A 1,524-nucleotide genomic window follows, 5' to 3' on the forward strand; every position below is an offset into this window, starting at 1 on the left:
GGTCGCCGACTCCAGGTCGGTGAGGGAGGTGGAGGCATAGCCCTTCTCCCAGAGCAGGTCGCGCGCGGCGCGCACAGTGGCGTGCTCGTCGAATTGTCTGCGCCGCCCGACCGTCACTAGCCGATCCTAGCTCTCCGTTTGACTTAATTAACCGATCAGTTCAGAATCAAATACAACCGATCGGTTCAGATTTCTGTCGAGGTAAACGTGTCTTATGTCACTGTCGACACCCGCCGAATGCCGCTCAGTGGCCGCGCCGAAGCGTTGACCCAGGTGACGCACGAGACCGTGGTGGCGGTCGACATCGCGTTCACCGAGGGATCGCCGGTCACCGCCGCGGGCACCATCTACGAGTTGGGTGATTTGCAGAAGTTCTCCGTTCACTCCAACGCGTTGAAGGTGGAGCGGACACCGACGCAGGCCCGCGACGACATGCGCCCGTGCGTGTTCCTGGGGGTGCAGCCGTCGGGCACTAGCGTCGTGGTCCAGCACGGTCGTGAGGCGTTGTTGCGTCCGGGGCAGCTGGTGTTGTGGGACACCACCGCTCCATACACCCTGTTCGATCCCGACGGGATTCGCCACCACTACTTCCGGGTGCCGATCGACCGCCTTGCTCTGCCGCACAACATGATTCGTCAGTTGTGTGCGGTCACGTTGAGTCCGCAGCATCCAGTCACCGATCTGACGGCTACCTATCTGCAGCGATTGGGGACGCGGTGTGACATCTTCGAGCGCACTGACACGGAGCCGGTGGCGCAGGCCAGCATCGACCTGGTGCGCGCCCTTTTGGCCACGCACATCGACGCCACCGAGCTCGGCCGTGAAGCCATGCACGCAACGCTGCAGTTGCGGATCATCGAATACCTGCGCGCCCACTTGCATGAGCCGAATCTCACTGCGGCGCAGGTGGCATCGGAACATCACATCTCGGTGCGCCAGCTCTACAAGGTGCTCGCGACGGCGCAGATCGGCCTAGGTGATTGGATCCGCACCGAAAGGCTGAACGCGTGCCGGCGCGACTTGGCCGAGCCCGTTGCACGGACGGCATCGATCGCCTCGATTGCTCGGCGGTGGGGATTCGGCGACCCATCGAGCTTTGCGCGGATGTTCCGCACCGCTTATGGGATGTCGCCTCGCGAGTGGCGGGACCTGCGTGCGGGCGCCGAGGGCGGCAGGACTCGCACCTAGCCACCTCGTGGTCGTCGGCCCGGCATTTAGCACTCATTGCGGCCTCGGCGGTCACTGCGTCGGACCGTCGTCGACGAACGCCGCTGCGGCGTCGACGCCGACGACCGTCAGCAGGTGGGCCACCTTGCGGTCCAGTTCGCGGCCCACGTCTGTGACTGCGGGATCGTTCAGGCTGGCGAACACGGTGCTGGGCTGGTCGAGGGTGAAAATAGCGTCGCCGCCGGCATCACTGTGGACGAGGATGCGCAGCGGCGCGTACAGCAGAGCCAGGGAGGAGCGGCGGAACATCTGCTCGGCCACGACGGGGTTGCCCAGCAGGTACTCCACCGCCGGGGT

Annotated in this window: 1 protein-coding gene and 1 pseudogene; one reads left to right on the plus strand and one right to left on the minus strand. The window is 64.8% G+C overall.

The window, feature by feature from the left end:
• Positions 1-207 precede the first annotated feature (207 nt).
• Positions 208-1,188: a helix-turn-helix domain-containing protein gene (locus tag A5764_RS21450; protein WP_156664796.1), complete on the plus strand. Its 981-nt coding sequence runs from the start codon at positions 208-210 to the stop codon at positions 1,186-1,188.
• A gap of 51 nt (positions 1,189-1,239) precedes the next feature.
• Here the strand turns inward: A5764_RS21450 and A5764_RS28965 are convergent.
• A pseudogene (locus A5764_RS28965) lies at positions 1,240-1,524 on the minus strand (DUF302 domain-containing protein); the annotation flags it as partial.

Origin of the sequence: Mycobacterium sp. 852002-51057_SCH5723018 (genome assembly GCF_001667035.1) — a bacterium.
GTDB lineage: Bacteria > Actinomycetota > Actinomycetes > Mycobacteriales > Mycobacteriaceae > Mycobacterium.